Source organism: Streptomyces sp. NPDC003943 (genome assembly GCF_053605265.1).
In genome coordinates, this window is record NZ_JBSGIW010000115.1 from 1 (window position 1) to 20397 (window position 20397).

The following is a 20397-nucleotide window of genomic DNA, read 5'->3' on the forward strand; positions in this document are numbered from 1 at the left end:
CCGGCCGCGGATCGAGCGGCGGGTGCTCGACGCCTTCTTCCACTCTCGTAGGGAGGGCTTTTGCGCCACCTGCCCGCCGGGTAAGGTTAGGTTAGCCTTATCGATCACTCGGCGGGAGGTGAACCGCGTGTACGTCTGCTCGTGTTTCGCAGTCACGGAGAAGCAGGTCAAGGAGCACGCGGAGGCCGGCGCCTGCACGCCCCGCCAGATCGCCTCGGCCTGCAAGGCGGGCACGGACTGCGGCTCGTGCGTACGACGTATTCAGGCCATTCTCGGGCGCGGCAACTGCCCGCGCCGGGACCTGGTCGACCAGGGCCGCCCGGCCCTGACGGCGGAGGTCGCGGAGATCTCCGAGGTCGCCGGGGTCGCCGAGGTCACCGAGATCTCCGGGGTTCCCCGCCTGTCGGAAGCCGCTTAGCCGGCCCGGAGGGTCAGCTCGGCTGCTCGATGAGCGTCGAGCAGTACAGCGCCTCGCCCAGCTGCTCGATCAGCTCCAGCTGGGTGTCGAGGTAGTCGATGTGGTGCTCCTCGTCCGCCAGGATCTCCTCGAAGATGTTCGCCGAGGTGACGTCGCCCTTGGCCCGCATGACCTCGATCCCGCGCCTGAGGCGGTCGATCGCCTCCACCTCGACCTGCCGGTCGGCCTCGAACATCTCCTTGACCGTCTGGCCCACCCGGACGTGGAAGAGACGCTGGTAGTTGGGCAGCCCGTCCAGCATGAGGATGCGCTCGGTCAGCTTGTCCGCGTGCTTCATCTCGTCGATGGACTCTTCGCGGGTGTACTTCGCGAGCTTCGTCCAGCCCTTGTTGTCCTGGATGCGGTAGTGCAGCCAGTACTGGTTGATCGCGGTGAGTTCGCCGGTCAGCTGCTCGTTGAGGAACTCGAGGACCTCGGGGTCGCCCTGCATCGCTTCGGAATCCTTCCACGCCATGTCGGTGCCGCCACTGGGCAGGATGGCCGCATCCTTGCAGCGGTCATGGGTTGCGTCCAGTAAGTGCAGGCTTACCGATAGTTGTCCCAATAGTCAGAATATCCCCGGGATGTCGGTGCATGGCTGGTCATGACCACCCCTCGCGGTCTGTCACCATGGATGACATGGGTCAGCCGGAGGGCGGAGATCGCCGGGAGGAAGCAGCGGTGGCGGCGGTGACGGATCTGCCGCCGGGGCAGCGGCTCCAGCGCGGCTGGCCGGTCACCCACTACGGCCCCGTACCCCGCTTCAAGCCGGAGCGCTGGGAGTTCCGGGTCTTCGGGGCGACCGCGGACGGCGACAAGCGCTGCTGGAACCACGAGGAGTTCTCGGCGCTGCCCTTCGCCACCGTCGTGGCGGACCTGCACTGCGTGACGAAGTTCAGCATGCTGGGGGCCGAATGGGGCGGCGTCCCCGCCCGGACGATCCTGGAGCTGGCCCCGCCCGCGCCGAACGTCACACACGTGATGGTCTGGGCGGAGTACGGCTACAGCGCCAACATGCGCCTCTCGGACTTCGCGGACGAGCGCACGATCTTCGCCACCCACAAGGACGGCGAGCTGCTCACCGCGGAGCACGGCTTCCCGCTGCGGCTCGTGGTGCCGCACCTGTACGCCTGGAAGGGCCCGAAGTGGGTGCGGGGCGTGGAGTACATGGCCGCCGACCGGCGTGGCTTCTGGGAGGAGCGCGGCTACCACAACATCGGTGATCCGTGGACGGAGCAGCGCTACTCGTACCAGGAGGAGCCGGGCGACGGCCCTGAGCTCTAGCCCGTGTTGCTCGTGAGCGTCAGTGGTACTGGTGGACGACGGCGTGACCCTTGCCGCGGCCGATCATCCACTTGTTGACCGGGGTGGTCAGGACGAAGGCGACGAGGAGCGAGATCGCCAGGGTGATCCAGAACAGCGCGTCGGACAGGTGCGCGTCCATGGCGCCGGGCCACAGCGCGATCACGCCGTTGTCGATGACCTCCATGACGGCGATGGACAGGGTGTCGGCGGCGAGCGCCACCTTGAAGGCGGTCTTGAAGTCGACGCCGGCCTTCAGGATGCCGCGCAGGGTGAGGGTGTAGCCGAAGAAGAACGCCAGGACGATCGCGAGCACCATCGTCGGCATGTTGCCCCAGCCGAAGGCGGTGCCGACGATCATGCCGAGCACCTCGCCGATGGCGCAGCCGGTGAGGCAGTGCAGCGTGGCCTGGGCGGCCATGGACCAGCTGACCTGGCCGTTGCCGTGGTGACCGTGATGGGCGTGGTGGCCCTCGTGGCCCTGGTGGCCGGCGTGTCCTTCGTGGCCGGTGTGGCCCGCGTGGTGGCCCTCGTGGCCCGCGTGTCCTTCGTGGCTCTGGTGGTGGGCGTGCTGCTCGTGACCCTCGTGGGCGGTGGTGCCGTGGTGCTCGTGGTGGGCGTGCGCTTCGTGCTCCATGGGTGCCCCCAAGGTCGGGTAACCGTTCCTGCCTGTTCGGGAACGGTATACCCCCCTGGGGTATTCCTCAACGCAGTTTCTTCAGCAGCTCCACGTCCGCCTTGTGACCGGACGGCCCGCCGGGCGTCTCGATGATCAACGGTACGCCGTCCGTGGCCGGATGCCGCAGGAGATTACGGAAGCCGTCCTCGCCGATGTGACCGACGCCGATGTTCGCGTGCCGGTCCTTGTGCGCGCCCACGACGTCCTTGGAGTCGTTGGCGTGGATGAGTTTCAGCCTTCCTTCGCCGACCACCGCCACCAGCTCGTCGAGTGTGCGGGTGGCGCCGTCCGGGCCGGTCAGGTCGTGGCCCGCGGCGAAGATGTGGCAGGTGTCGAGACAGATGCCGAGCTTCGGATGGCGGTCCAGCGCGTCGAAGTACGGCCCGAAGTCCTCCGCCCGCGAGCAGAGCGAGGAGCCCTGCCCGGCCGTCGACTCCAGGAGCAGGAACGGGTCGTCGTCGTGCGTCAGCTCGTCGAGCAGCGGCAGCACCCGCTCCCGTACCTGCGCCAGCGCCACCTCGCGCGGCCTGCCGCCGGTCGCCGAGCCGGTGTGCACGACGACGCCCCGCGCGCCGATCTGCCGGCCGCGGCGCAGCGAGTGCCGCATCGACTCCACCGACTTCTCCACGGTGGCCTCGGTGTGCGAGCCGAAGTTGATCAGGTACGGGGCGTGCACCCAGGCCGACAGGCCCTCGGCCTCGCAGCCGGCCCGGAACAGCTCGTCCTGGGCCGGGTTGCCGGGCGGGGTGGCCCAGCCGCGCGGGTTGGCGACGAAGACCTGCACGGTCTCGGCGCCCAGCTCGCGCGCGTAGCCGAGACCGGTGGTGGCGAGGCCGCCGGCCACGGGGACATGGCCGCCGACGGGGTTGCGCATGAGTTCTCACAGTCCCTTGATCGTGATGGTGACGGTGGATCCCTCGGCCGCGGTCGAGCCGCCCTCGACGGACTGGCCCGAGACCGTGTCGCCGAGGAACGGGAAGGTCTTCTCGACCTTCACCTCGAAGCCGGCGTCCTCCAGCTCCTGCTTGGCGTCCGCCGTCTTCATGTCGACGACGTCCGGGACCTCGACCATCTTCGGGCCCTTGGAGACGGTGAGGACGACCGTGTCGCCCTCGGCGGCCCGGCTGCCCTGGGCGAGGGACTGCGCGGCGACCGCGCCGGCGTCCTCGGGCGAGTTGACCCGCTCCGGCGCGACCGTGACCTTCAGGCCGGCGTCCTGGAGCGTGGCCGTGGCGTCCTCCACCGACTCGCCGGTGACGTCCGGGACCTCGACCGGCGCGCCCTTGCTGACGACGAGGGCGACGGCCGAGTCCGGGCTGCGCTCGGTGCCGGGCTCCGGGTCGGAGCCGACGACCGCGCCGCGGGCGACGGACTGGCTGAAGTCGTACGTGATCACGCCGGGCGCCAGGCCCTCGGCGGCGAGGCGCTTCTTCGCCTCGGCGAGCGGGACGCCCTTGAGCTTGGGGACCTTCACGACCTTCGGGCCGCGGGACAGGGTGAGCGTCACCCGGCCGTTGCCGCGGATCCGCTCGCCGGGCGCCGGGTCGACGGCCATGACCGTGCCGCGCTCGTACACGTCGCTGAAGTCGCGCTTGGTCGTGCTCACGTCCAGGCCGGCGGCGGTGAGGCGCTTCGTGGCCTGGGCCTCGGTCTGGCCGAGGACGGCGGGGACGCGGGTGAACTGACCGGCGTTGATGTACCAGACGCCGGTCCCGATGCCGAGGGCGAGCAGGACGGCGGCGATGACGAGGAGGGGGCCGCGGGGACGGCGGCGGCGCGCCGCGGGTGCCGGTTCCGGCGTCGGCAGGAAACTGGTGTGCTCCACCGGCATCGGCTGGATCCGCGGGATGACGCTGGTCCGGTCCTCCGGGCCGCTCGGCTCCTGGCCCGCCCGCTCCTGCGGCGGTACGGCGTCCAGCTGCTCCTCGGTGAGCGCGGCGCGGGCGTCGCGGACCTGCGCGAGCAGCGCGACGGCGTCGTACGGCCGGAGCTCGGGGTCGCGGGCGGTGGCGCTCGCCACCAGTGCGTCCAGCTCCCCGGCGAGGCCCGGGACGGCGGCGGACGGGGCGGGCACGTCGGTGTTCAGGTGCTGGTAGAGCACCTGCGCCGGAGTGTCGCCGGAGTGCGGCTTGGCGCCGGTCAGCATCTCGTACAGGACGACGCCGCACGCGTACACGTCCGCGCGGGTGTCGGCGGTGCCGTGCTCGATCTGTTCCGGCGCGAGGTACGACACGGTGCCGAGGACGGCGCCGGTGGTGTCGGTGGCGGTGCCCACGGCCCGTACGAGCCCGAAGTCCGCGACCTTCACCCGGCCGTCGTCCCCTATCAGGACGTTCTCCGGTTTCATGTCCCGGTGCACGAATCCCGCCCGGTGCGCGGCGCCCAGCGCGGCGAGCACCGGCTCCAGGACGTCGAGCGCCGCGCGCGGCCGCAGCGCGCCCCGCTCCCGCAGCACGTCCCGGAGCGTGCAGCCCGCGACGTACTCCATCGCCAGGTACACGTAGGCCCCGTCCGCGCCCTGGTCGAACACCCCGACCACATTGGGGTGCGCGAGCCGCGCGACGGACTTCGCCTCCCGCATGAACCGCTCCACGAACGCGGCGTCCGTCGCCAGCTCCGGGTGCATCACCTTGAGCGCGAGCACCCGGTCGAGCCGGGTGTCCACGGCCCGGTAGACCGTGGCCATCCCGCCGCCGGCGATACGCGCCTCGACGCGGTAACGGCCGTCGAGCAGCCGCCCGACGAGGGGGTCCTGAAGGGTCGTGTCCACGGCGTCGAGTCTACGAGGGCCGTACGACACCCCCGGCCGCGCGGCCGGGACTGCAGCGCAGCTGTGACGCGGCGCCGCAGGCGGCGGCCCCCGCCCCGCCGGGGCGGGGGCCGCGGAGCGTCAGAACGCCGGGCGTTCCGGGTCCAGGCGGGCCCGGCCGTCCGTCGGGGACGAGGCCTCCGCGAAGTGGCGGCGCGGGATGCGGCCCGCGCGGTGGGCAAGCCGGCCGGCCTCCACCGCGTGGCGCATGGCGTCGGCCATGAGGACGGGCTCCTGGGCCCGGGTGACGGCGGAGGCGAGCATGACGGCGGCGCAGCCGAGCTCCATGGCGAGGGCCGCGTCGGACGCGGTGCCGGCCCCCGCGTCGAGGATCACCGGCACGCCCGCCCGTTCCACGATCAGCTCGAAGTTGTGCGGGTTGCGGATGCCGAGGCCCGAGCCGATGGGCGAGCCGAGCGGCATGATCGCGGCGCAGCCGACGTCCTCCAGCTTGCGCGCGAGGACCGGGTCGTCGTTCGTGTAGGGGAGGACGACGAAGCCGTCGTCGACGAGGGTCTCCGCCGCGGCGAGCAGCTCCTCGCCGTCCGGCAGCAGCGTGCGCTCGTCGGCGATGACCTCCAGCTTGATCCACTCCGTGCCGAGCGCCTCCCGGGCGAGCCGGGCGGTCAGCACGGCCTCGCCGGCCGTGTAGCAGCCGGCCGTGTTCGGCAGGACCTGGATGCCGAGCCGGTCCAGGACGGAGAGCACGGATCCCCGCACCGTCGGGTCGAGGCGGCGCATGGCGACGGTGGTCAGCTGGGTGCCGCTCGTCACCAGCGCGCGTTCGAGGATGTCGAGGCTGGGCGCCCCGCCCGTACCCATGATGAGGCGGGAGGAGAACTCCGTACCGCCGAGCAGGAAGACGTCGTCGGACATCGCGCTCAACCTCCCTGGACCGCGGTGAGGACCTCGACCCGGTCGCCGTCGCCGAGCAGGGTCGTGGCCCACTGGCTGCGCGGGACGACGGTCTCGTTGACGGCGGCGGCCACGCCGGCCGGGGCGGCGGTCAGGGTCGCGACGAGGGCGTCGAGCGCCAGGCCGGGGGAGAGCTCACGCGGCTCCCCGTTCACGGATACGGAGACGGATGCGGACTCGGATGCGGAAACGGACGCGGTCATGCGTGCTCCAGGTGTGCGGGAGAGAAACGGCGGGCGGTGAAGGCGCGTGCCTCCTCCGGCAGGGCGCCGGTCGTGAGGGCCTCCGCCATGGCGTCGCCGGTGACCGGGGTGAGCAGCACCCCGTTGCGGTAGTGGCCGGTCGCCAGGTGCAGCCCGGGCAGTGCGCTGGGGCCGAGCAGCGGCGCGTTGTCGGGGGAGCCGGGGCGCAGCCCGGCGAGGGTCTCGGTGAGGGGCAGTTCGGTGATGCCGGGGACGAGCTCGTGCGCGTCGCGCAGCAGCTCGTACACCCCGCCGGCGGTGACCGTGGTGTCCCAGCCCAGTTCCTCGCTGGTGGCGCCGACGACCAGCTCGCCGTTCTCGCGCGGCACGAGGTAGACGTGGCTGCCGCGGACGACCGCGCGGACGGTCCGGGAGAGGAACGGCGCGTACGCGGGCGGCACGCGCAGCCGCAGCACCTGCCCCTTCACGGGCCGCACGGGCGGCAGCACCTCTGCCGGTACGCCGTCGAGCCGCCCGCTCAGACTGCCCGCGGCGAGCACGACCTGGTCGGCGGTCACGTCGACGCCCCCGGCCAGGACGGCGCCGCGGGCCCGGTCCCGTACCACCGCGAGCCGCTCGGCCACGGCGCGGTGGAAGACCACCCCGGCCCGTTCGCAGGCGGTCAGCAGCGCGTCGGCGAGCCGCCGCGGGTCGACCTGGTGGTCGCCGTCGACCCGGAGCCCGCCCCGGACGCCGGGCGCCAGCATCGGCTCCAGGCGCCGGCAGTCGCGGCCGCTCAGCCACTCCGAGGCGAGCCCGCAGCGGGTCTGCAGGGCGTGCAGTTCGCGCAGGTGGGCGCGGTCGTCGGCGTCGAGGGCGACGGCGAGCGTGCCGCAGGCGCGGTAGCCGGTGTCCAGGCCGCCGGAGGCCTCGGTGAGCTCGGCGACGAAGTCGGGGTAGCGGCGGGCGGATTCGAGGTTGAGGCCGAGGAGGGTCTCCTCGCCGTAGTGGAGTTCGGTGACGGCGGCGAGCATGCCGGCCGCCACCCGGGCGGCCCCGCCGCCCGGTTCGGGGTCGGCCACGGCGGTGCGCAGTCCGCGCTGAGCGGCCCGCCAGGCCGTGACCAGGCCGATGATTCCGCCCCCGATGACGAGGACGTCGAAAGCGGCGGATATGCCGGATGTTCCGGATGTACCGGTTCGACCGGTGGTACGCGACATGGGCGTCCAGCCCCTCCCTTCGCCGGCATGACCCGGATCAGGTTCGTACGGTCGGAGGCCGGTCAGCCTCCCTCTCAGCCCGGTGCGTCCGGGCTCCCGCGAGTGCTCTACGCCGGTCAGACTAACCGCAGCGGGCCGGGTCCCGCAGGACCCTGCCTTCCTGACGGTTCGTCAGATGCGTAAGGTGGTCGGGTGAGCGAGCAGAAGCAGGTTCCCCACCGTGTAGTGATCGCCGGCGCCGGAATGGCCGGTGTGCAGACCGCCGTCGCCCTGCGCGAACAGGGCTTCACCGGCCCCGTCACCCTCATCGGCGCCGAGCCCCACCAGCCCTACGACCGGCCGCCGCTCTCCAAGGCGGTCCTCCTCGGCAAGGCCGAGGACTCCGCCTTCGACGTCGACTTCGAGTCACTCGGCGTCGAGCTCCGCCTCGGCGTCGAGGTCACCGGGCTCCGCGCCGGCGCCCACGAGGTCGACACCGAGGCCGGCCCCGTCCCGTACGACACCCTCGTCGTCGCCACCGGCGCCCACCCGCTCACCCTGCCCGGCAGCGAGGGCGTCCCCGGCGTCCACCTGCTGCGCACCCTCGACGACGCCGCCCGGCTCGGCACCGTCCTGGAGCGCCGCCACGACATCGTGGTGGTCGGCGCCGGCTGGATCGGCGCCGAGTTCGCCACCGCCGCCCGCGAGGCCGGCTGCGCCGTCACCGTCGTCGAGGCCGCCGACCGTCCGCTGGCCGGCGCGCTGCCCGCCGAGGTCACCGCCCCGATGGCCGGCTGGTACGCCGACAGCGGCGCCGAGCTCCGGCTCGCCGCCCGCGTCGACCGCGTCGAGGAGGGTCGGGTCGTCCTCACCGGCGCGGACGGGCGGACCGCCGAACTCGCCGCCGACGCCGTCGTCGTCGGCATCGGCGCCCGCCCCGCCACCGGCTGGCTGGCCGGCTCCGGCGCCGCCCTCGACCCGAGCGGCGCGCTCAGCGCCGACGACCGGCTGCGCACCTCGCTGCCCGACGTGTACGCGGTCGGCGACTGCGCATCCTTCCCCTCCGCCCGCTACGGCGAACGACTCCTCGTCCACCACTGGGACAACGCCCTCCAGGGCCCCCGTACAGTGGCCGCCGACATCGTCGCCGAGGTGCGCGGCGCGCCCGCCTCGACCGTCCCGGCCTACGACCCGGTGCCGTACTTCTGGTCCGAGCAGTTCGGCCGATTCGTCCAGTACGCCGGCCACCACGCCGCCGCCGACACCCTGCTGTGGCGCGGTGACCCGGCCGAACCGGCGTGGACCGTGCTGTGGCTGCGCGACGACGTCCCGGTGGCCCTGCTCGCGGTCGGCCGGCCGCGCGATCTGGCCCAGGGACGGCGGCTGATCGAGCAGCGCGTCGCCGTCGACCCGGCACGGGCCGCGGACCCGTCCGTCCCCCTGAAGGCCGCAGTCCGGTAGGGCCCGACTACCGACTGTCAGTCCGGGATGGCACGCTTGTCCCGTGACCGAGATTGACGCAAAGACCGATGCTCTCGTCCCCGCCTGGCTCTTCCTCCCCGACATCGCGGAAATGCTCGATGTCGAGGTGACGCGCGTGCGGCAGCTGGTCAAGGAGGGCCAGCTCATCGCCGTGCGCCGCGAGGTGCGCCCCGGAGAGAAGATCCTCCAGGTGCCGGCCGCCTTCATCCAGGACGGCAAGGTCGTCAAGGGCCTCTCCGGGACCCTGACGCTCCTGCGGGACGACGGCTTCAGTGACGAAGAGATGCTGGAGTGGCTCTTCACTCCGGATCCGACCCTGCCGGGCACGCCCGCGCAGGCCCTCGGCGAGAATCGCGGCACGGAGGTGAAGCGCCGAGCCCAGGCGCTCGCCGTCTGACGCACGATCGCCGAGCAGTCCCACAGCACCCGCGGGTGCCGGGCCGGCCCTTCCCGGCCGGCCCGGCACCGGCACCACCCACCAGGGGGGAAACACCATGTCCACGCCTCGCGCGCAGCTCGCCGACGCCCGGCTCTACCTGTGCACCGACGCCCGGAAGCGCCAGGGCGACCTGCCCGACTTCCTCGACGCCGTGCTCTCCTCCGGCGTCGACATCGTGCAGCTCCGCGACAAGGGCATGGAGGCGGGGGAGGAGCTGGAGCACCTGGCCGTCCTCGCCGACGCCTGCCGCCGCCACGGCAAGCTCCTGGCCGTCAACGACCGGGCCGACGTCGCCCACGCCATCGGCTCCGACGTGCTCCACCTCGGCCAGGGCGACCTGCCCGTGCCCGCCGCCCGCGCCATCCTCGGCGACGAGGTGCTGATCGGCCGTTCCTGCCACGCCGAGACGGAGGTGGCCGCGGCCGCCGCCGAGCCGGGCGTGGACTACTTCTGCACCGGGCCCTGCTGGCCCACCCCCACCAAGCCGGGACGGTACGCGCCGGGCCTCGACCTCGTGCGGTACGCGGCCGGGCTCGCCCAGGACCGCCCCTGGTTCGCCATCGGCGGCATCGACGAGACCAACCTGGACGAGGTGCTCGACGCCGGCGCCCGCCGCATCGTGGTCGTCCGCGCCCTCACCGAGGCCGCCGACCCGGCCGCCGCCGCGGCCTCCCTCGCCAAGCGGGTCCGCGAACGCCTCGCGTGACAGCGGTGCGTCCGGATGCCGGGACGCGCGGCCCGGATGTCCTGAAAGGTGTCCACTACGCGGACTCGGCTTCACCCCGACCTTGGACCCCGTCTAACCTGCCCGTATGGCCCTTGGTACCGCTTCCGTCCGCTCGGACCGTGCACGCACGGTCCGCGAGATCCTCGCGTCCGGCGACACCACGTACTCCTTCGAGTTCTTCGCGCCCCGGACCGAGAAGAGCGAGCAGAGCCTCTGGAACGCCATGCGCCGCATCGAGGCGGTCGCGCCGAGCTTCGTCTCCGTGACCTACGGCGCCGGCGGCTCCACTCGCGGCGGCACGGTCAAGGCCACCCAGAAGATCGCCTCCGACACCACCCTCACCCCGGTCGCGCACCTCACCGCCGTCGACCACTCCGTCGCCGAGCTGCGCAACATCCTCGGCCAGTACGCCGACGCCGGCATCCGGAACATGCTCGCCGTCCGCGGCGACCCGCCGGGCGACCCGCTCGGCGAGTGGGTCGCCCACCCCGAGGGCGTCCACTACGCGGCCGACCTGGTCCGGCTGATCAAGGAGTCCGGCGACTTCTGCGTGGGCGTCGCCGCCTTCCCCGAGATGCACCCGCGGTCCCTGGACTGGGACACCGACGTGCGCCACTTCGTGGACAAGTGCCGGGCCGGCGCCGACTACGCGATCACCCAGATGTTCTTCGACCCGGAGGCGTACCTGCGACTGCGCGACAGCGTCCAGAAGGCCGGCTGCGAGACCCCGATCATCCCCGAGGTCATGCCCGTCGTCAGCCTCAAGACGCTGGAAAGGCTGCCCACCCTGAGCAACGCCGCCTTCCCCGCGCACGTGAAAGAGCGCATCCTCGCCGTCAAGGACGATCCGGCCGCTGTACGCTCCATTGGCATCGAGTTCGCGACGGAGTTCTGTGCGCGGCTGCTCTCCGAGGGTGTCCCCGGACTGCACTTCATCACGCTCAACAACTCCAGGGCGACGCTCGAGATCTACGAGAATCTCGGACTGCACGTGCAGTCCTGACCGGCCGTACCCGCCCCTACCCGCGGCGGAGGCCGTAGGAGAGGGGCGGGCATGGGGTGGACGGTCCTCTACATCGCGTTCGGTGTCGTGGCGCTGTGGCTGCTCGGTGAGGTGCTGCTGCAGTACAAGGCGCGGCTGCGCTGGCGGCTGCTCGCCTTCGGTGGCTTCCTCGGCGTGGTGCTCGGCGTGCTGCTGCCGTCCGTGGTCGTCATCGTCGTCGGCGCCGTCGCCTTCGCCGTCGGCCAGGCCTATGTGACGCTCTCCTTCCGGCGCGGCTTCTCCACCGGCTGGGCCCTCGGCGGCCGCCCGGGCGCCAGCCGGCGCCGTCGCTCCCGGCCGTCCGCGGACAGGACCGGCCCGACCCTGGAGGTCACCGACCTCTCGTACGAGCCGGCGGACCCCGCCGACCCCGCCGCCGAGGACGCCCTGGCCGCGGCCGGGACCACGGCCGTGTACGAGCCCCAGCCGATGCCCGAGGACACCGGCCAGTACGCCGTCTACGGCACCTCGTACGAGCAGCAGCCGCAGTACGCCGACCCCTACGCCACCGGGTACGAGCAGCAGCCCGCGTACGACTACGGCGCCGAGGCCCAGCAGCAGTACGCGGCCTACTCGGACCCGTACATCGGCCAGCAGTACGCGGACGCCGGCCAGCAGTACGGCGGCTACCAGCAGCAGCCGTACGCCGACCCGTACGCCCCCTCGTACACCTACGACACCCCGCCCGGCGGCATCTGGGTGCCGCAGCAGCGGGACACCGACCAGCAGCACCCGGACCAGCACCAGCACCAGCAGCCGTACGGATACGGCGAGGACCAGACGTACCGCTACTGATCCCCGACCGCCCCGGGCCGGCCGGTCACTGCGAGCCGCGGAAGTCCGCGCCCTCCACGATCAGGCCGGCCACCAGCGCGCCCGACATCCCGGCGTGCGCCAGCCCGCCGCCCGGGTGGGACCAGCCGCCGACGAAGTAGAGCCCGGGGACCGGCGACACGTTCGCCGCCGGCAGCCAGCGGCCGCGGTCCCCGGCCAGGGCCGGGCCGGGCACCTCGGCCGCGCCCGTCTCCAGAAGGGTGTCGTCGGGGGTGCGGACCTCCTGCCAGAGCAGTCGCTCGCGCAGCCCCGGCACCACCATCTCGGCCTGTATCAGCATCTTCTCGGCGAAGTCGGTCCAGGACGACAGGACGCCCTCCGTCGCCGTGACCGTCACCGACTCGTGCGCGTCGTCCGGCCGCAGCGCCGGGTCGTCCGGCCGCAGCACCGTCACCGTCGGCAGGTCCCCGGTGGCGTGCACGACCGTGCGGTGGACCGCGCCGGACTCCCGGGCGCCGCGCAGCGCCAGACAGACCGTCACCCGGCCCGTCCGCACCGGCTGGAAGTGCGGCCACTCGTCCTGCCGCTCCCAGCCGACGAGCCGCTCCTGGTAGAGCATCGGCACGGGCGCGCCCGCGACGACATGGTCCGCGAGCACGGTCTCGCCGCCCGCCAGCTTCAGCCCGACCGCCCGGCCGTGCTCCTGGAGCACGTCGGTGACCTCGGTGTCGAAGACGAACTCCACCCGCCGCTGCAGGCACCGCTCGTACACCGCGTCCGCGAGCGCCCGGATGCCGCCGGCCACGTACCAGCTGCCGAAGGTCTGCTCCATGTACGGCAGCACGGCCGCCGAGGCGGGGGCGGTGGCCGGGTCGAAGCCGTACGCCCACGCGTACGAGCCGAGGAGCGCGGCGAGCCGCGGGTCGCGCAGCTCGCGGGCGCCGATCTGGGCGAGCGTGGTCGTCGGGCGGCGCAGCAGGCCCGCCTTGACCGCCGGATACGGCTCCCGGCCGAGCGCCGAGGTGTCCGCGGCCTGCGGCTCCTCCAGGAGCGGGCGCCGGGTGCGGTCCCACGCCTCGCGGGCCCGCACCAGGAACTCGCCCCAGCGCTCGCCCGCGCCCGCGCCGAGCGCCGCGTCCAGCGCGGCGACCGTGCCCGCCCGCGAGGCGTTCGGCAGATCGACCGTCGTGCCGTCGGCGAAGACATGACGGCTCGCCGGATCGACCTGGGTGAGCGTCACGCACTCCTCGAGCGGCTGCTTGCCGGTCTTCACGAACAGATCGCGGTAGACGGCCGGCAGATGGAGCAGCCCCGGGCCGGTGTCGAAGCCGAAACCGTCGCGCTCCAGTCGGCGCACCCCGCCGCCGTACGTCGAGTTGGCCTCGTACACCGTCACCTGATGGCCCGCCACCGCGAGCCGGGCGGCGGCCGCCATGGCGCCGAGTCCCGCGCCGATCACCACAATCCGTGCCATGCCAGGGACCTTATCGGCCCCCACTGACACTTCACCCGGAAGGTGGCCGGACCGGCTGTGCCGCGAGCCGCTTCTCCGCCCGGCGCTGGGCCCGGCGGCGCCGGAAGCGGCGGATCCGGTGGGCGACGAAGCCCAGCACCGCCAGGCCGAGGACGAGCAGCACGGCCGCGACGCTCGCCGCCGCGACCGGATGGAAGAGCGCCAGCGTCACCAGGCCGGCCACGCCGAGGTCCTCCGCCGTCGACAGGACGATGTTGGAGAACGGCTCCGGCGAGGTGTTGACCGCCATCCGCGTCCCCGCCTTCACGGCGTGGCTCAGCAGGGCCGTCGAGCCGCCGACCGCGCCCGCCGCCAGCTCGGGCAGCGAACCCGACTGCCCGGCGAGCAGCGCGGCCACCACCGCCCCGCCGACCGGCCGGATCACCGTGTGGACGGAGTCCCAGACGGAGTCGACGTACGGGATCTTGTCCGCGACCGCCTCGCACAGGAACAGCAGCCCGGCGGCGATCAGCACGTCGGGCCGCTGCAGCGCCTCGGGCACCTCGTCGGTGAGCCCGGTCGCGCCGAGCACGCCGAGCAGCAGGACCACGGCGTAGGCGTTGATCCCGCTCGCCCAGCCGCTGGTGAAGACCAGGGGGAGTACGGACACGTCCGCGATCGTAGCCAGCCCTGAGTATCCGTACCTAGAGGACGAGATGAGTAGGTTCGCGGATGGGCCGTGACCTGCGCGGAAGGGAGAGTGGACCGCACGGAGGGGGCGCGGCTCCGGCACCGCCGACACGGGGCGGCGGAACGGCGCCGCGCGCCTGCCGGTGTGAAACGACGCCGGTCCGGCGAGGCTCGGGGGGATCGAGCCTCGCCGGACCGGCGTCTCCTGCGTTTCCTGCGTTTTCAGGTTTCCGGACCCGGCGGGCCGCCGGGCTCAGCAGCCGTGCACGCGCCCGTGCAGCAGCCGCGAGAGCGCGGAGTGCACGTCGTCCAGGGAGCGTTCGCTCTGGAACGCCTGCCAGTCGAGCGCGGCCACCAGGACCATGCCGACGAGCGCGGACGCCGTCAGCTGCACGTCGATCTCGTCGCTGAACTCACCGGCCGCCACGCCCTCGCGCAGCACGTTCTCGACGACGGCGACGGCATCCTGACGGACCACCAGAAGGGTCGAGTTCCAGGCCCGCCCGGTGCGCCACAGCTCCGCCACGTACAGCTGGGTGAAGGCCGGATAGCGCTGGATGAAGACCAGGCCGGCCCGGATCATCGCGTCCAGCGCCTCGATCCGGGTGCCGCCGCGCGCGGCGGTCTCCTCGGCCGCCGTCCGCAGGGAGGCGGCGAGGAGCGAGACGCCGTGCCGCAGCAGCTCCTCGAAGAGCTCGGTCTTGCTCTTGAAGTTGTAGTAGACGGTGCCCTTGGCCACCCCGGCCCGCTCGGCGATCTCGTCGACCGTGGTCGCCGAGAAGCCCTGCTCCGCGATGAGGGTGACGGCCGCCTCGTAGAGCTTGGCGCGGGTGGCCTGCCGTCTGGTGCTGCTGCTGTCCATGGGCTCGATTCTCACAGAGACCGTTCTTCTCGGAGAGACCGTCTTCTTCACAGAGACAGTTCGGGGTGCAGCCGGTCCAGCGTCCACACCTGCTTGCGCCGGGCGGAGACCGCCGTCAGCGCGAGCGCGCCCACCGTGAAGGCGGCGAGCACCGCGACCGCCTGCCAGACCGGCCCGAGGCCGCCGCCGGTGATGAGCCGGCGCAGCGCCCCGATCACGTAGGTCATCGGCAGGTAGGGGTGGATGGCGTTGAAGAAGCCCGGGCTGGTCTGGACGGGGTAGGTGCCGCCCGCCGAGGTGAGCTGGAGCATCAGGACCGCGAGCACCAGGATGCGGCCCGCCGCGCCGAAGCGGGCGTTGAGCCACTGGATGATGGCGGCGAAGCAGCAGGTCACCAGGGCCAGGAAGCCGACGGTGCCGGCGGCCCTGGCCATCTGCAGGCCGAGGCCCCAGTGCAGCACGGACATCAGGGCGCCCACCTGGAGCACGCCGATCGCGGCGACCGGCAGCCAGCCCGCGAGCGCGATCCGCCAGGCGGAGGCGCCGGCGGCGAGGGCGCGCCGGTTGAGCGGCTGGATGATCATGTACGCGACCATCGCGCCGACCCAGAGGGAGAGCGGGATGAAGTACGGGGCGAAGCCGGTGCCGTAGTTCGGCGCCTTGTGCATCGACTGGGCGGCCAGCTTGACCGGGTCGGCCATCACCTCGGTGCGGCGGTCGCGGTCCTGCTTGTCGTAGTCGGGGATCTTGTCGACGCCGTCCTTGAGGCCGGTGGCCAGCTGGCCGGAGCCGTCCGCCAGCTTGAACATGCCGCCGTCGAGCTGACCGGCGCCCTTCTTCAGCTTGCCGACGCCGGTGTCGAGGCCGGCCGAGCCGGAGCGGGCACTGGTGAGGCCGGTGTGCAGCCTGTCGGCGCCGTCGGCGACCTTGTGGGCGCCGGCGTTCAGCTCGTTGATCTTCTTGATGGCGCCCTCGACGTCCTGGTCCAGGTGCGGGGCGCGCCGGGCCAGCTCGTCGGCGTCCTTCTTCAGCTTGGCGAGCCGGGCGTCGAGGGTCTTCAGGTCGCCGTTGCTGTCCTTGGTCAGCTCGTTCAGGTCGTCGGCGATCTTCGAGACGTCGCCGGCCGTGACCGATGCCTTCTTGAGCAGCTCGCAGCCCTTGGCGTCGGCGAGCAGGTTGCCCACGCACTGCTTCCGGTAGTACGCGGACAGGTCCTCGTCGGCCTTGTGGGCGGCGCTGCGGGCGATCGGGGCCCGGCGCACGAGGTCGTCCAGGTTGTGCCGGACGGCGGTCGCCGAGTCGGAGACGAGACGGGCGGTGTCGCGGATCGACTTGCCGTTGTTCGCGAGGTACGGGCGCACCTTGTCGGCGGTGCCGTTCACCTTGTCGGCGAGCTGCTGGGTGCCGTTGGCGACCTGACGGGAACCGCTCTCCAGGTCCGCGGAGCCCTTGTCGAGCTTCCGGATGCCGCCGGCCAGCCGGCCGCTGCCCTTCTTGGCGTCCTTCAGGCCGTCGGCCAGGCTCTTGGAGCCCGCCTTCGCCTTGTCGACGCCCTCCTTGAGGTCACCGGCGCCCTTGGCCGCCTCTGCGGTGGCGTCGTGCAGGTCGGAGAAGGAGATGAAGATCTTGTCGAGGAACTTGCGCGAGGAGTTCGTGGAGGCCGCGGCGCGCACCTCGGAGAAGACCGTGCGGGAGATCGAGCCGACGATGTAGTTGTTGGCGTCGTTCGTACGCACCTTCAGGGCGCCGGTCTCGGGGGAGTCGCCGGAGCTGGAGGCGATCCGCGCGCTGAAGTCGGCGGGCATGGTGAGGGACAGGTAGTACGTGCCGTCCTCGACGCCCGCGCGGGCCTCGTCGTCGCTCACCTCGTGCCAGTCGAAGACGGCGCTGTCGCGGAGCTTCCTGGTGATGTCGGCGCCCGCGGTGATCTTCTGGCCGCCGGCGGTGGCGCCCTTGTCCTCGTTGACCAGGGCCACGGGGATCTTGTCGAGCCTGCTGTACGGGTCCCAGAACGACCACAGGTACAGCGCGCCGTACAGCAGCGGCAGCAGCAGGATCGCGACGAGCGCGGCCCGCGGGAGCTTCCCCCTGCCGAACCGCTTCAGCTCAAGCGCGGCGAGCTTGTGCGAGCGCACCGGACTCCCCCTTCTCGGACGTCGTGTCGTTTTCGGTGGCGGTGTCGGCCGGTCCGGCCTTCGCGGGCTCGGTCTCCGCGGCCTCGGCCCGGGGCTCGGCCTCGCGCTCGGCCTCGGGCTTGGCCTTGGCCTGGGTCGGCTTCGCGGCGGCGGCCGTGGAGACCTTCAGGGCGTCCTCGGGGGCCTCGCTGCAGACGGCGAGGACGGTGGTGCCGGCCGCGGCGACGGACCGCAGCAGGTCCCACGCCTCGGCGCGGTCGGCGTCCGAGAGCTTGAGGTCGGCGTCGTCCAGGGCGAGCAGCCGGGGCTTGCCGATGAGGGCGAGCGCGATCGACAGGCGCAGCGCCTCCAGGCGTTCCAGGTCGCGTACGGAGGTGCGGTCGCCCTTCGGCAGGGTGGCGAGGTCGAGCCCGGCGGCGGACAGGGCCTCGTCGATCCGGGCCCGCGCGGCGGCGCGGCGCTCGGCCGGCGGGCGCAGCAGGGCCTTCAGGGAGCCGTCGAAGCGGCGCTGGAGCAGGGCCCGCTCGCGCAGGTGCTCGGCGACGGTCAGGGCCGGGTCCAGGTCGCTGACGCCGGGGACGGGGCCGAGCGCGCTGATCCGGCGCACGGCCGCCATCTTGCCGGGCAGCGGCAGCCCGGCCACCTCGGCACGGCCCTCCTGGGCCTTCATCCGGCCGGTGAGCGCGAGCAGCAGGCAGGTCCGGCCCGAGCCGGAGGGGCCCTCGATGGCGACGAGGCTGCCGGGGGCGGCCTCGAAGCCGATCCCCTGGAACGCCCAGCCCCTCGGGCCCTTCAGTCCGAATCCGTCCGCGACGACGGCGGCGCCGTGGTTCGCTTCCACCATCCCCCCTCTTTTGAACTGACCAGTCAGTGCAAAAAATTACCGCCGAGTTGGCGAACTGGCAAAGCCCCAGGTCAGCGCGATTGTCAGTGGTGCCGTGCACGATGAGCACATACGGCCACAGCGCCGTCACCCGACGACAGGAGGCTCGTCATGGCCGGCAACTCCGCCGCAGCCACGCCCCGGCGCCACACCGGAAGTCGCCCTGCCCCCGCCCAGCTCGGACCCGCGTCCGACATCCATCCCGTCCCGCGCCGCACCTCGGCCCCGCCCGCCGCCCTCGACCTGCTCGCCAAGGCCAGGGCCGGACTCGACGAGGCCGCCGCGCTCGACGTTCCCAACGAGCGGTACGCCACCGCCCACCTCGCCGCCCTGCGCACCGCCGCCGCCGTGCTCGCCGCCCGTGGCCGGCCCGAGCGCGACCCCCGCAAGCGGGCCCGTATCCGCAGCGCCTGGGAGGTGCTCCCGGAGATAGCGCCCGAGCTCACCGAATGGAGCGCCCTCTTCGCCTCCGGCGCCGCGCGCCGGGCCCGTGCCGAGGCGGGTATCACCGGCGCCGCCAGCCGCCGCGACGCCGACGACCTGCTCCGCGACGCCGCCCTCTTCCTCCGCCTGGTCGAGCGGCTGCTCGCGCTCCAGCCGGTGCTGCCACGGCAGCCCGGCGCCGAGGAGGCCACAGGATGATCGGTGCAGCACGCGCCAGGCCATAGGGTGGGGGAGTAAGTCACCGTCACCGAGGAGTCAACAGCCGTGTCGGACCCTTCCGCTGTCTCCGGTCGAGAGGCGACCTCGCGCCCGTCGCGTGCCTCCCTGCGCACCGCCGTCGTCTGGGACGTCCTCAAAGACGCCCTCGACCGCCGGGTCAAGGCCACCGGGCAGGAGGGCCTCGATGTCCTCGACACGGGCGGCGGCTCCGGCAACTTCGCGGTCCCGGTGGCCCGCCTCGGCCACCGGGTCACCGTCGTCGACCCCAGCCCCAACGCCCTCTTCGCCCTGGAGCGGCGCGCCGCCGAGGCCGGCGTCGCCGACCGGGTCACCGGCGTCCAGGGCGACATCCGCGGGCTCTTCGACGTCGTCGACCGCGAGGGTTTCGACACCGTCCTGTGCCACGGCGTTCTGGAGTACGTGGACGACCCGGCCGAGGGCGTGCGCAACGCGGCCGCCGCGCTGCGGCCCGGCGGCAGCCTCAGCCTGCTCGCCGCCGGCCTCGGCGGCGCCGTCCTGGCCCGCGCGCTCGCCGGCCACTTCACCGAGGCCCGCAACGCGCTGAGCGACCCGGCCGGGCGCTGGGGCGCCGGCGACCCGGTGCCGCGGCGCTTCACCGCCGACCAGCTGACCGGGCTCGCCGCCGACGCCGGCCTCGACGTGGGCGCCGTGCACGGCGTGCGGGTCTTCGCCGACCTCGTGCCCGGCGTCCTCGTCGACACCGAGCCCGGTGCCGCCGAGGCCCTGCTGCGCCTGGAGGCCGCGGCCGCCGAACTGCCGTCCTTCCAGGCGATCGCCACCCAGCTCCACGTCCTGGGCACGAAGCACGCCTGACCCCACGGGTCACACGTGCCACTCGCACGGCCGCGCAGCGGGGCTCCGGCCCCGGTGCGCGGGAGTACCCGCTGATCAGCGGCGCAGCGGCGGATGGAGTACGCCACAGCCCCGCCGAACGGGGACTTGTCCCCGTATGATCGGAAGACACCATCCGGCATGACGGACTGGGGGCCGGGGAATCAACGCCTCAGCATCCGATCCGCATGGCGGCCCGGATTGGCGATTTGGCATTGAGGGCGGGTTTCACGGGGGCGATTCCCTGCCTATCCTGAAAGGGCCGCAAACCGGTCGCCCCCGCGACCGACGACTAGGAGGACTCCGTGCCGCTCTCGGAGCACGAGCAGCGAATGCTCGAGCAGATGGAGCGAGCGCTGTACGCCGAAGATCCCAAGTTCGCGACAGCGCTCGAGGGAAGCGGACTGCGTACGTACACCCGGCGACGGGTCTACCAGGCAGTCGCCGGCTTCCTGGTGGGTATCGCGCTCCTCATGGCCGGAATGGTCGCCCAGCAGATCTGGATCAGCGTGGTGGGCTTCCTCGTCATGCTGGGCTGCGCGGTCCTGGCGGTCACCGGCTGGCGCAAGGCCCCCAAGCCGGGCGAGCACCTGCGCGGAGCCGCCGCGGGCGGCCATCGCACCCGGCAGCGCCGCTCCATGATGACCCGCATCGAAGAACGCTGGCAGCGCCGGCGCGACGAGCAGCAGGGCGGCCACCACTGAGGCGGCCCGCGCCTCGCCGAACACGTTGACATGAGCTGGGCCGACGACGCCATCGTGCTGGACTGGAAGATGAAGCCGATCTTGTCGCGGCGCAGCTCCAGGAGGCCCTCCTCGCCGAGCTCGGCGAGATCGATGCCGTCGATGACGA

Annotated in this window: 22 protein-coding genes, 1 pseudogene and 1 riboswitch; of the genes and pseudogenes, 10 read left to right on the forward strand and 13 right to left on the reverse strand. The window is 72.8% G+C overall.

The window, feature by feature from the left end:
* The first annotated feature begins 118 nt into the window (after nt 1-118).
* Nucleotides 119-418, forward strand: a complete 300-nt coding sequence (locus ACWEV0_RS32175; protein WP_453153265.1) for a (2Fe-2S)-binding protein — start codon at nt 119-121, stop codon at nt 416-418.
* Nucleotides 419-431: 13 nt separating this feature from the next.
* Here ACWEV0_RS32175 and bfr read toward each other — a convergent pair whose 3' ends face one another.
* Nucleotides 432-908: a bacterioferritin gene (gene bfr / locus ACWEV0_RS32180; protein WP_453153247.1), complete on the reverse strand. Its 477-nt coding sequence runs from the start codon at nt 906-908 to the stop codon at nt 432-434.
* A gap of 188 nt (nt 909-1096) precedes the next feature.
* Here bfr and ACWEV0_RS32185 point away from each other — a divergent pair, with 188 nt between their 5' ends.
* Nucleotides 1097-1741: a sulfite oxidase-like oxidoreductase gene (locus tag ACWEV0_RS32185; RefSeq protein WP_453153248.1), complete on the forward strand. Its 645-nt coding sequence runs from the start codon at nt 1097-1099 to the stop codon at nt 1739-1741.
* A gap of 19 nt (nt 1742-1760) precedes the next feature.
* On the opposite strand, the gene ACWEV0_RS32190 is transcribed toward ACWEV0_RS32185, so the two are convergent.
* From ACWEV0_RS32190 to thiO, 6 genes are all read right to left on the reverse strand, one after another.
* On the reverse strand, nt 1761-2396 hold the full coding sequence (locus ACWEV0_RS32190) for a DUF4396 domain-containing protein (protein ID WP_453153249.1): 636 nt from the start codon (nt 2394-2396) through the stop codon (nt 1761-1763).
* Nucleotides 2397-2463: 67 nt separating this feature from the next.
* Nucleotides 2464-3312, reverse strand: coding sequence for a deoxyribonuclease IV (locus tag ACWEV0_RS32195; RefSeq protein ID WP_453153250.1), 849 nt, complete (start codon nt 3310-3312; stop codon nt 2464-2466).
* A gap of 6 nt (nt 3313-3318) precedes the next feature.
* Nucleotides 3319-5208, reverse strand: a complete 1890-nt coding sequence (gene pknB, locus ACWEV0_RS32200; RefSeq protein ID WP_453153251.1) for a Stk1 family PASTA domain-containing Ser/Thr kinase — start codon at nt 5206-5208, stop codon at nt 3319-3321.
* 120 nt (nt 5209-5328) lie between these two features.
* Nucleotides 5329-6123, reverse strand: a complete 795-nt coding sequence (locus tag ACWEV0_RS32205) for a thiazole synthase (protein ID WP_403798359.1) — start codon at nt 6121-6123, stop codon at nt 5329-5331.
* Between the two features lie 5 nt (nt 6124-6128).
* Entirely contained in the window at nt 6129-6365 is a 237-nt protein-coding gene (thiS, locus tag ACWEV0_RS32210; RefSeq protein WP_453153252.1) for a sulfur carrier protein ThiS, read from the reverse strand.
* Nucleotides 6362-7564, reverse strand: a complete 1203-nt coding sequence (gene thiO / locus ACWEV0_RS32215) for a glycine oxidase ThiO (protein ID WP_453153254.1) — start codon at nt 7562-7564, stop codon at nt 6362-6364. Before thiO ends, thiS begins: the two co-directional genes overlap by 4 nt.
* A riboswitch (TPP riboswitch) is annotated at nt 7562-7674 on the reverse strand. Its footprint overlaps the gene before it by 3 nt.
* Before the next feature lie 82 nt (nt 7675-7756).
* Here thiO and ACWEV0_RS32220 point away from each other — a divergent pair.
* The 5 genes from ACWEV0_RS32220 to ACWEV0_RS32240 all read left to right on the forward strand — a co-directional run bounded on the left by ACWEV0_RS32220 (nt 7757) and on the right by ACWEV0_RS32240 (nt 12028).
* Entirely contained in the window at nt 7757-9004 is a 1248-nt protein-coding gene (locus tag ACWEV0_RS32220) for an NAD(P)/FAD-dependent oxidoreductase (RefSeq protein ID WP_453153255.1), read from the forward strand.
* A gap of 43 nt (nt 9005-9047) precedes the next feature.
* The gene (locus ACWEV0_RS32225; RefSeq protein WP_403798348.1) at nt 9048-9422 is read left to right on the forward strand and encodes an Rv2175c family DNA-binding protein; all 375 of its coding nucleotides are present in this window, start codon (nt 9048-9050) and stop codon (nt 9420-9422) included.
* Between the two features lie 97 nt (nt 9423-9519).
* Nucleotides 9520-10170 (forward strand): thiamine phosphate synthase, encoded by a 651-nt coding sequence (gene thiE, locus ACWEV0_RS32230; RefSeq protein WP_451611267.1) that lies wholly within the window; start codon nt 9520-9522, stop codon nt 10168-10170.
* Between the two features lie 106 nt (nt 10171-10276).
* The gene (metF, locus tag ACWEV0_RS32235) at nt 10277-11194 is read left to right on the forward strand and encodes a methylenetetrahydrofolate reductase [NAD(P)H] (RefSeq protein WP_453153256.1); all 918 of its coding nucleotides are present in this window, start codon (nt 10277-10279) and stop codon (nt 11192-11194) included.
* A 51-nt stretch (nt 11195-11245) separates the two neighbouring features.
* On the forward strand, nt 11246-12028 hold the full coding sequence (locus tag ACWEV0_RS32240) for a hypothetical protein (protein ID WP_453153257.1): 783 nt from the start codon (nt 11246-11248) through the stop codon (nt 12026-12028).
* Nucleotides 12029-12053: 25 nt separating this feature from the next.
* Here the strand turns inward: ACWEV0_RS32240 and ACWEV0_RS32245 are convergent, their stop codons facing one another.
* From ACWEV0_RS32245 to ACWEV0_RS32265, 5 genes are all read right to left on the reverse strand, one after another.
* The gene (locus ACWEV0_RS32245; protein WP_453153258.1) at nt 12054-13481 is read right to left on the reverse strand and encodes a phytoene desaturase family protein; all 1428 of its coding nucleotides are present in this window, start codon (nt 13479-13481) and stop codon (nt 12054-12056) included.
* A 31-nt stretch (nt 13482-13512) separates the two neighbouring features.
* On the reverse strand, nt 13513-14130 hold the full coding sequence (locus tag ACWEV0_RS32250) for a DUF4126 domain-containing protein (RefSeq protein WP_453153259.1): 618 nt from the start codon (nt 14128-14130) through the stop codon (nt 13513-13515).
* Nucleotides 14131-14403: 273 nt separating this feature from the next.
* Nucleotides 14404-15012, reverse strand: a complete 609-nt coding sequence (locus ACWEV0_RS32255) for a TetR/AcrR family transcriptional regulator (protein ID WP_453153260.1) — start codon at nt 15010-15012, stop codon at nt 14404-14406.
* A 47-nt stretch (nt 15013-15059) separates the two neighbouring features.
* Nucleotides 15060-17147 carry a YhgE/Pip family protein gene (locus tag ACWEV0_RS32260; RefSeq protein ID WP_453153261.1) on the reverse strand — a complete coding sequence of 696 codons (2088 nt, stop codon included), beginning with the start codon at nt 17145-17147 and terminating at the stop codon, nt 15060-15062.
* Nucleotides 17119-17988: an ATP-binding cassette domain-containing protein gene (locus tag ACWEV0_RS32265; protein ID WP_453153267.1), complete on the reverse strand. Its 870-nt coding sequence runs from the start codon at nt 17986-17988 to the stop codon at nt 17119-17121. The genes ACWEV0_RS32260 and ACWEV0_RS32265 overlap by 29 nt, the downstream gene beginning before the upstream one ends.
* Nucleotides 17989-18141: 153 nt before the next feature.
* Here ACWEV0_RS32265 and ACWEV0_RS32270 point away from each other — a divergent pair, with 153 nt between their 5' ends.
* The 3 genes from ACWEV0_RS32270 (at nt 18142) to ACWEV0_RS32280 (ending at nt 20249) form a co-directional block, all read left to right on the forward strand.
* On the forward strand, nt 18142-18672 hold the full coding sequence (locus tag ACWEV0_RS32270) for an SAV_6107 family HEPN domain-containing protein (protein WP_453153262.1): 531 nt from the start codon (nt 18142-18144) through the stop codon (nt 18670-18672).
* Nucleotides 18673-18738: 66 nt separating this feature from the next.
* Nucleotides 18739-19527: a class I SAM-dependent methyltransferase gene (locus ACWEV0_RS32275; protein ID WP_453153264.1), complete on the forward strand. Its 789-nt coding sequence runs from the start codon at nt 18739-18741 to the stop codon at nt 19525-19527.
* Between the two features lie 323 nt (nt 19528-19850).
* A complete protein-coding gene (locus tag ACWEV0_RS32280) occupies nt 19851-20249 on the forward strand; it encodes a DUF3040 domain-containing protein (protein WP_451611276.1) in 399 nt (132 codons plus the stop codon).
* 59 nt (nt 20250-20308) lie between these two features.
* Here the strand turns inward: ACWEV0_RS32280 and ACWEV0_RS32285 are convergent.
* A pseudogene (locus ACWEV0_RS32285) lies at nt 20309-20397 on the reverse strand (ABC transporter ATP-binding protein); the annotation flags it as partial.

What these genes read in the sequence shown, in the direction of transcription:
- bfr (WP_453153247.1), bottom strand. Translation starts at nt 908, where the DNA reads ATGCAGGGCGACCCCGAGGTCCTCGAGTTCCTCAACGAGCAGCTGACC.
- ACWEV0_RS32185 (WP_453153248.1), top strand. Translation starts at nt 1,097, where the DNA reads ATGGGTCAGCCGGAGGGCGGAGATCGCCGGGAGGAAGCAGCGGTGGCG.
- ACWEV0_RS32190 (WP_453153249.1), bottom strand. Translation starts at nt 2,396, where the DNA reads ATGGAGCACGAAGCGCACGCCCACCACGAGCACCACGGCACCACCGCC.
- ACWEV0_RS32195 (WP_453153250.1), bottom strand. Translation starts at nt 3,312, where the DNA reads ATGCGCAACCCCGTCGGCGGCCATGTCCCCGTGGCCGGCGGCCTCGCC.
- ACWEV0_RS32205 (WP_403798359.1), bottom strand. Translation starts at nt 6,123, where the DNA reads ATGTCCGACGACGTCTTCCTGCTCGGCGGTACGGAGTTCTCCTCCCGC.
- thiS (WP_453153252.1), bottom strand. Translation starts at nt 6,365, where the DNA reads ATGACCGCGTCCGTTTCCGCATCCGAGTCCGCATCCGTCTCCGTATCC.
- thiO (WP_453153254.1), bottom strand. Translation starts at nt 7,564, where the DNA reads ATGTCGCGTACCACCGGTCGAACCGGTACATCCGGAACATCCGGCATA.
- thiE (WP_451611267.1), top strand. Translation starts at nt 9,520, where the DNA reads ATGTCCACGCCTCGCGCGCAGCTCGCCGACGCCCGGCTCTACCTGTGC.
- metF (WP_453153256.1), top strand. Translation starts at nt 10,277, where the DNA reads ATGGCCCTTGGTACCGCTTCCGTCCGCTCGGACCGTGCACGCACGGTC.
- ACWEV0_RS32240 (WP_453153257.1), top strand. Translation starts at nt 11,246, where the DNA reads ATGGGGTGGACGGTCCTCTACATCGCGTTCGGTGTCGTGGCGCTGTGG.
- ACWEV0_RS32245 (WP_453153258.1), bottom strand. Translation starts at nt 13,481, where the DNA reads ATGGCACGGATTGTGGTGATCGGCGCGGGACTCGGCGCCATGGCGGCC.
- ACWEV0_RS32255 (WP_453153260.1), bottom strand. Translation starts at nt 15,012, where the DNA reads ATGGACAGCAGCAGCACCAGACGGCAGGCCACCCGCGCCAAGCTCTAC.
- ACWEV0_RS32270 (WP_453153262.1), top strand. Translation starts at nt 18,142, where the DNA reads ATGGCCGGCAACTCCGCCGCAGCCACGCCCCGGCGCCACACCGGAAGT.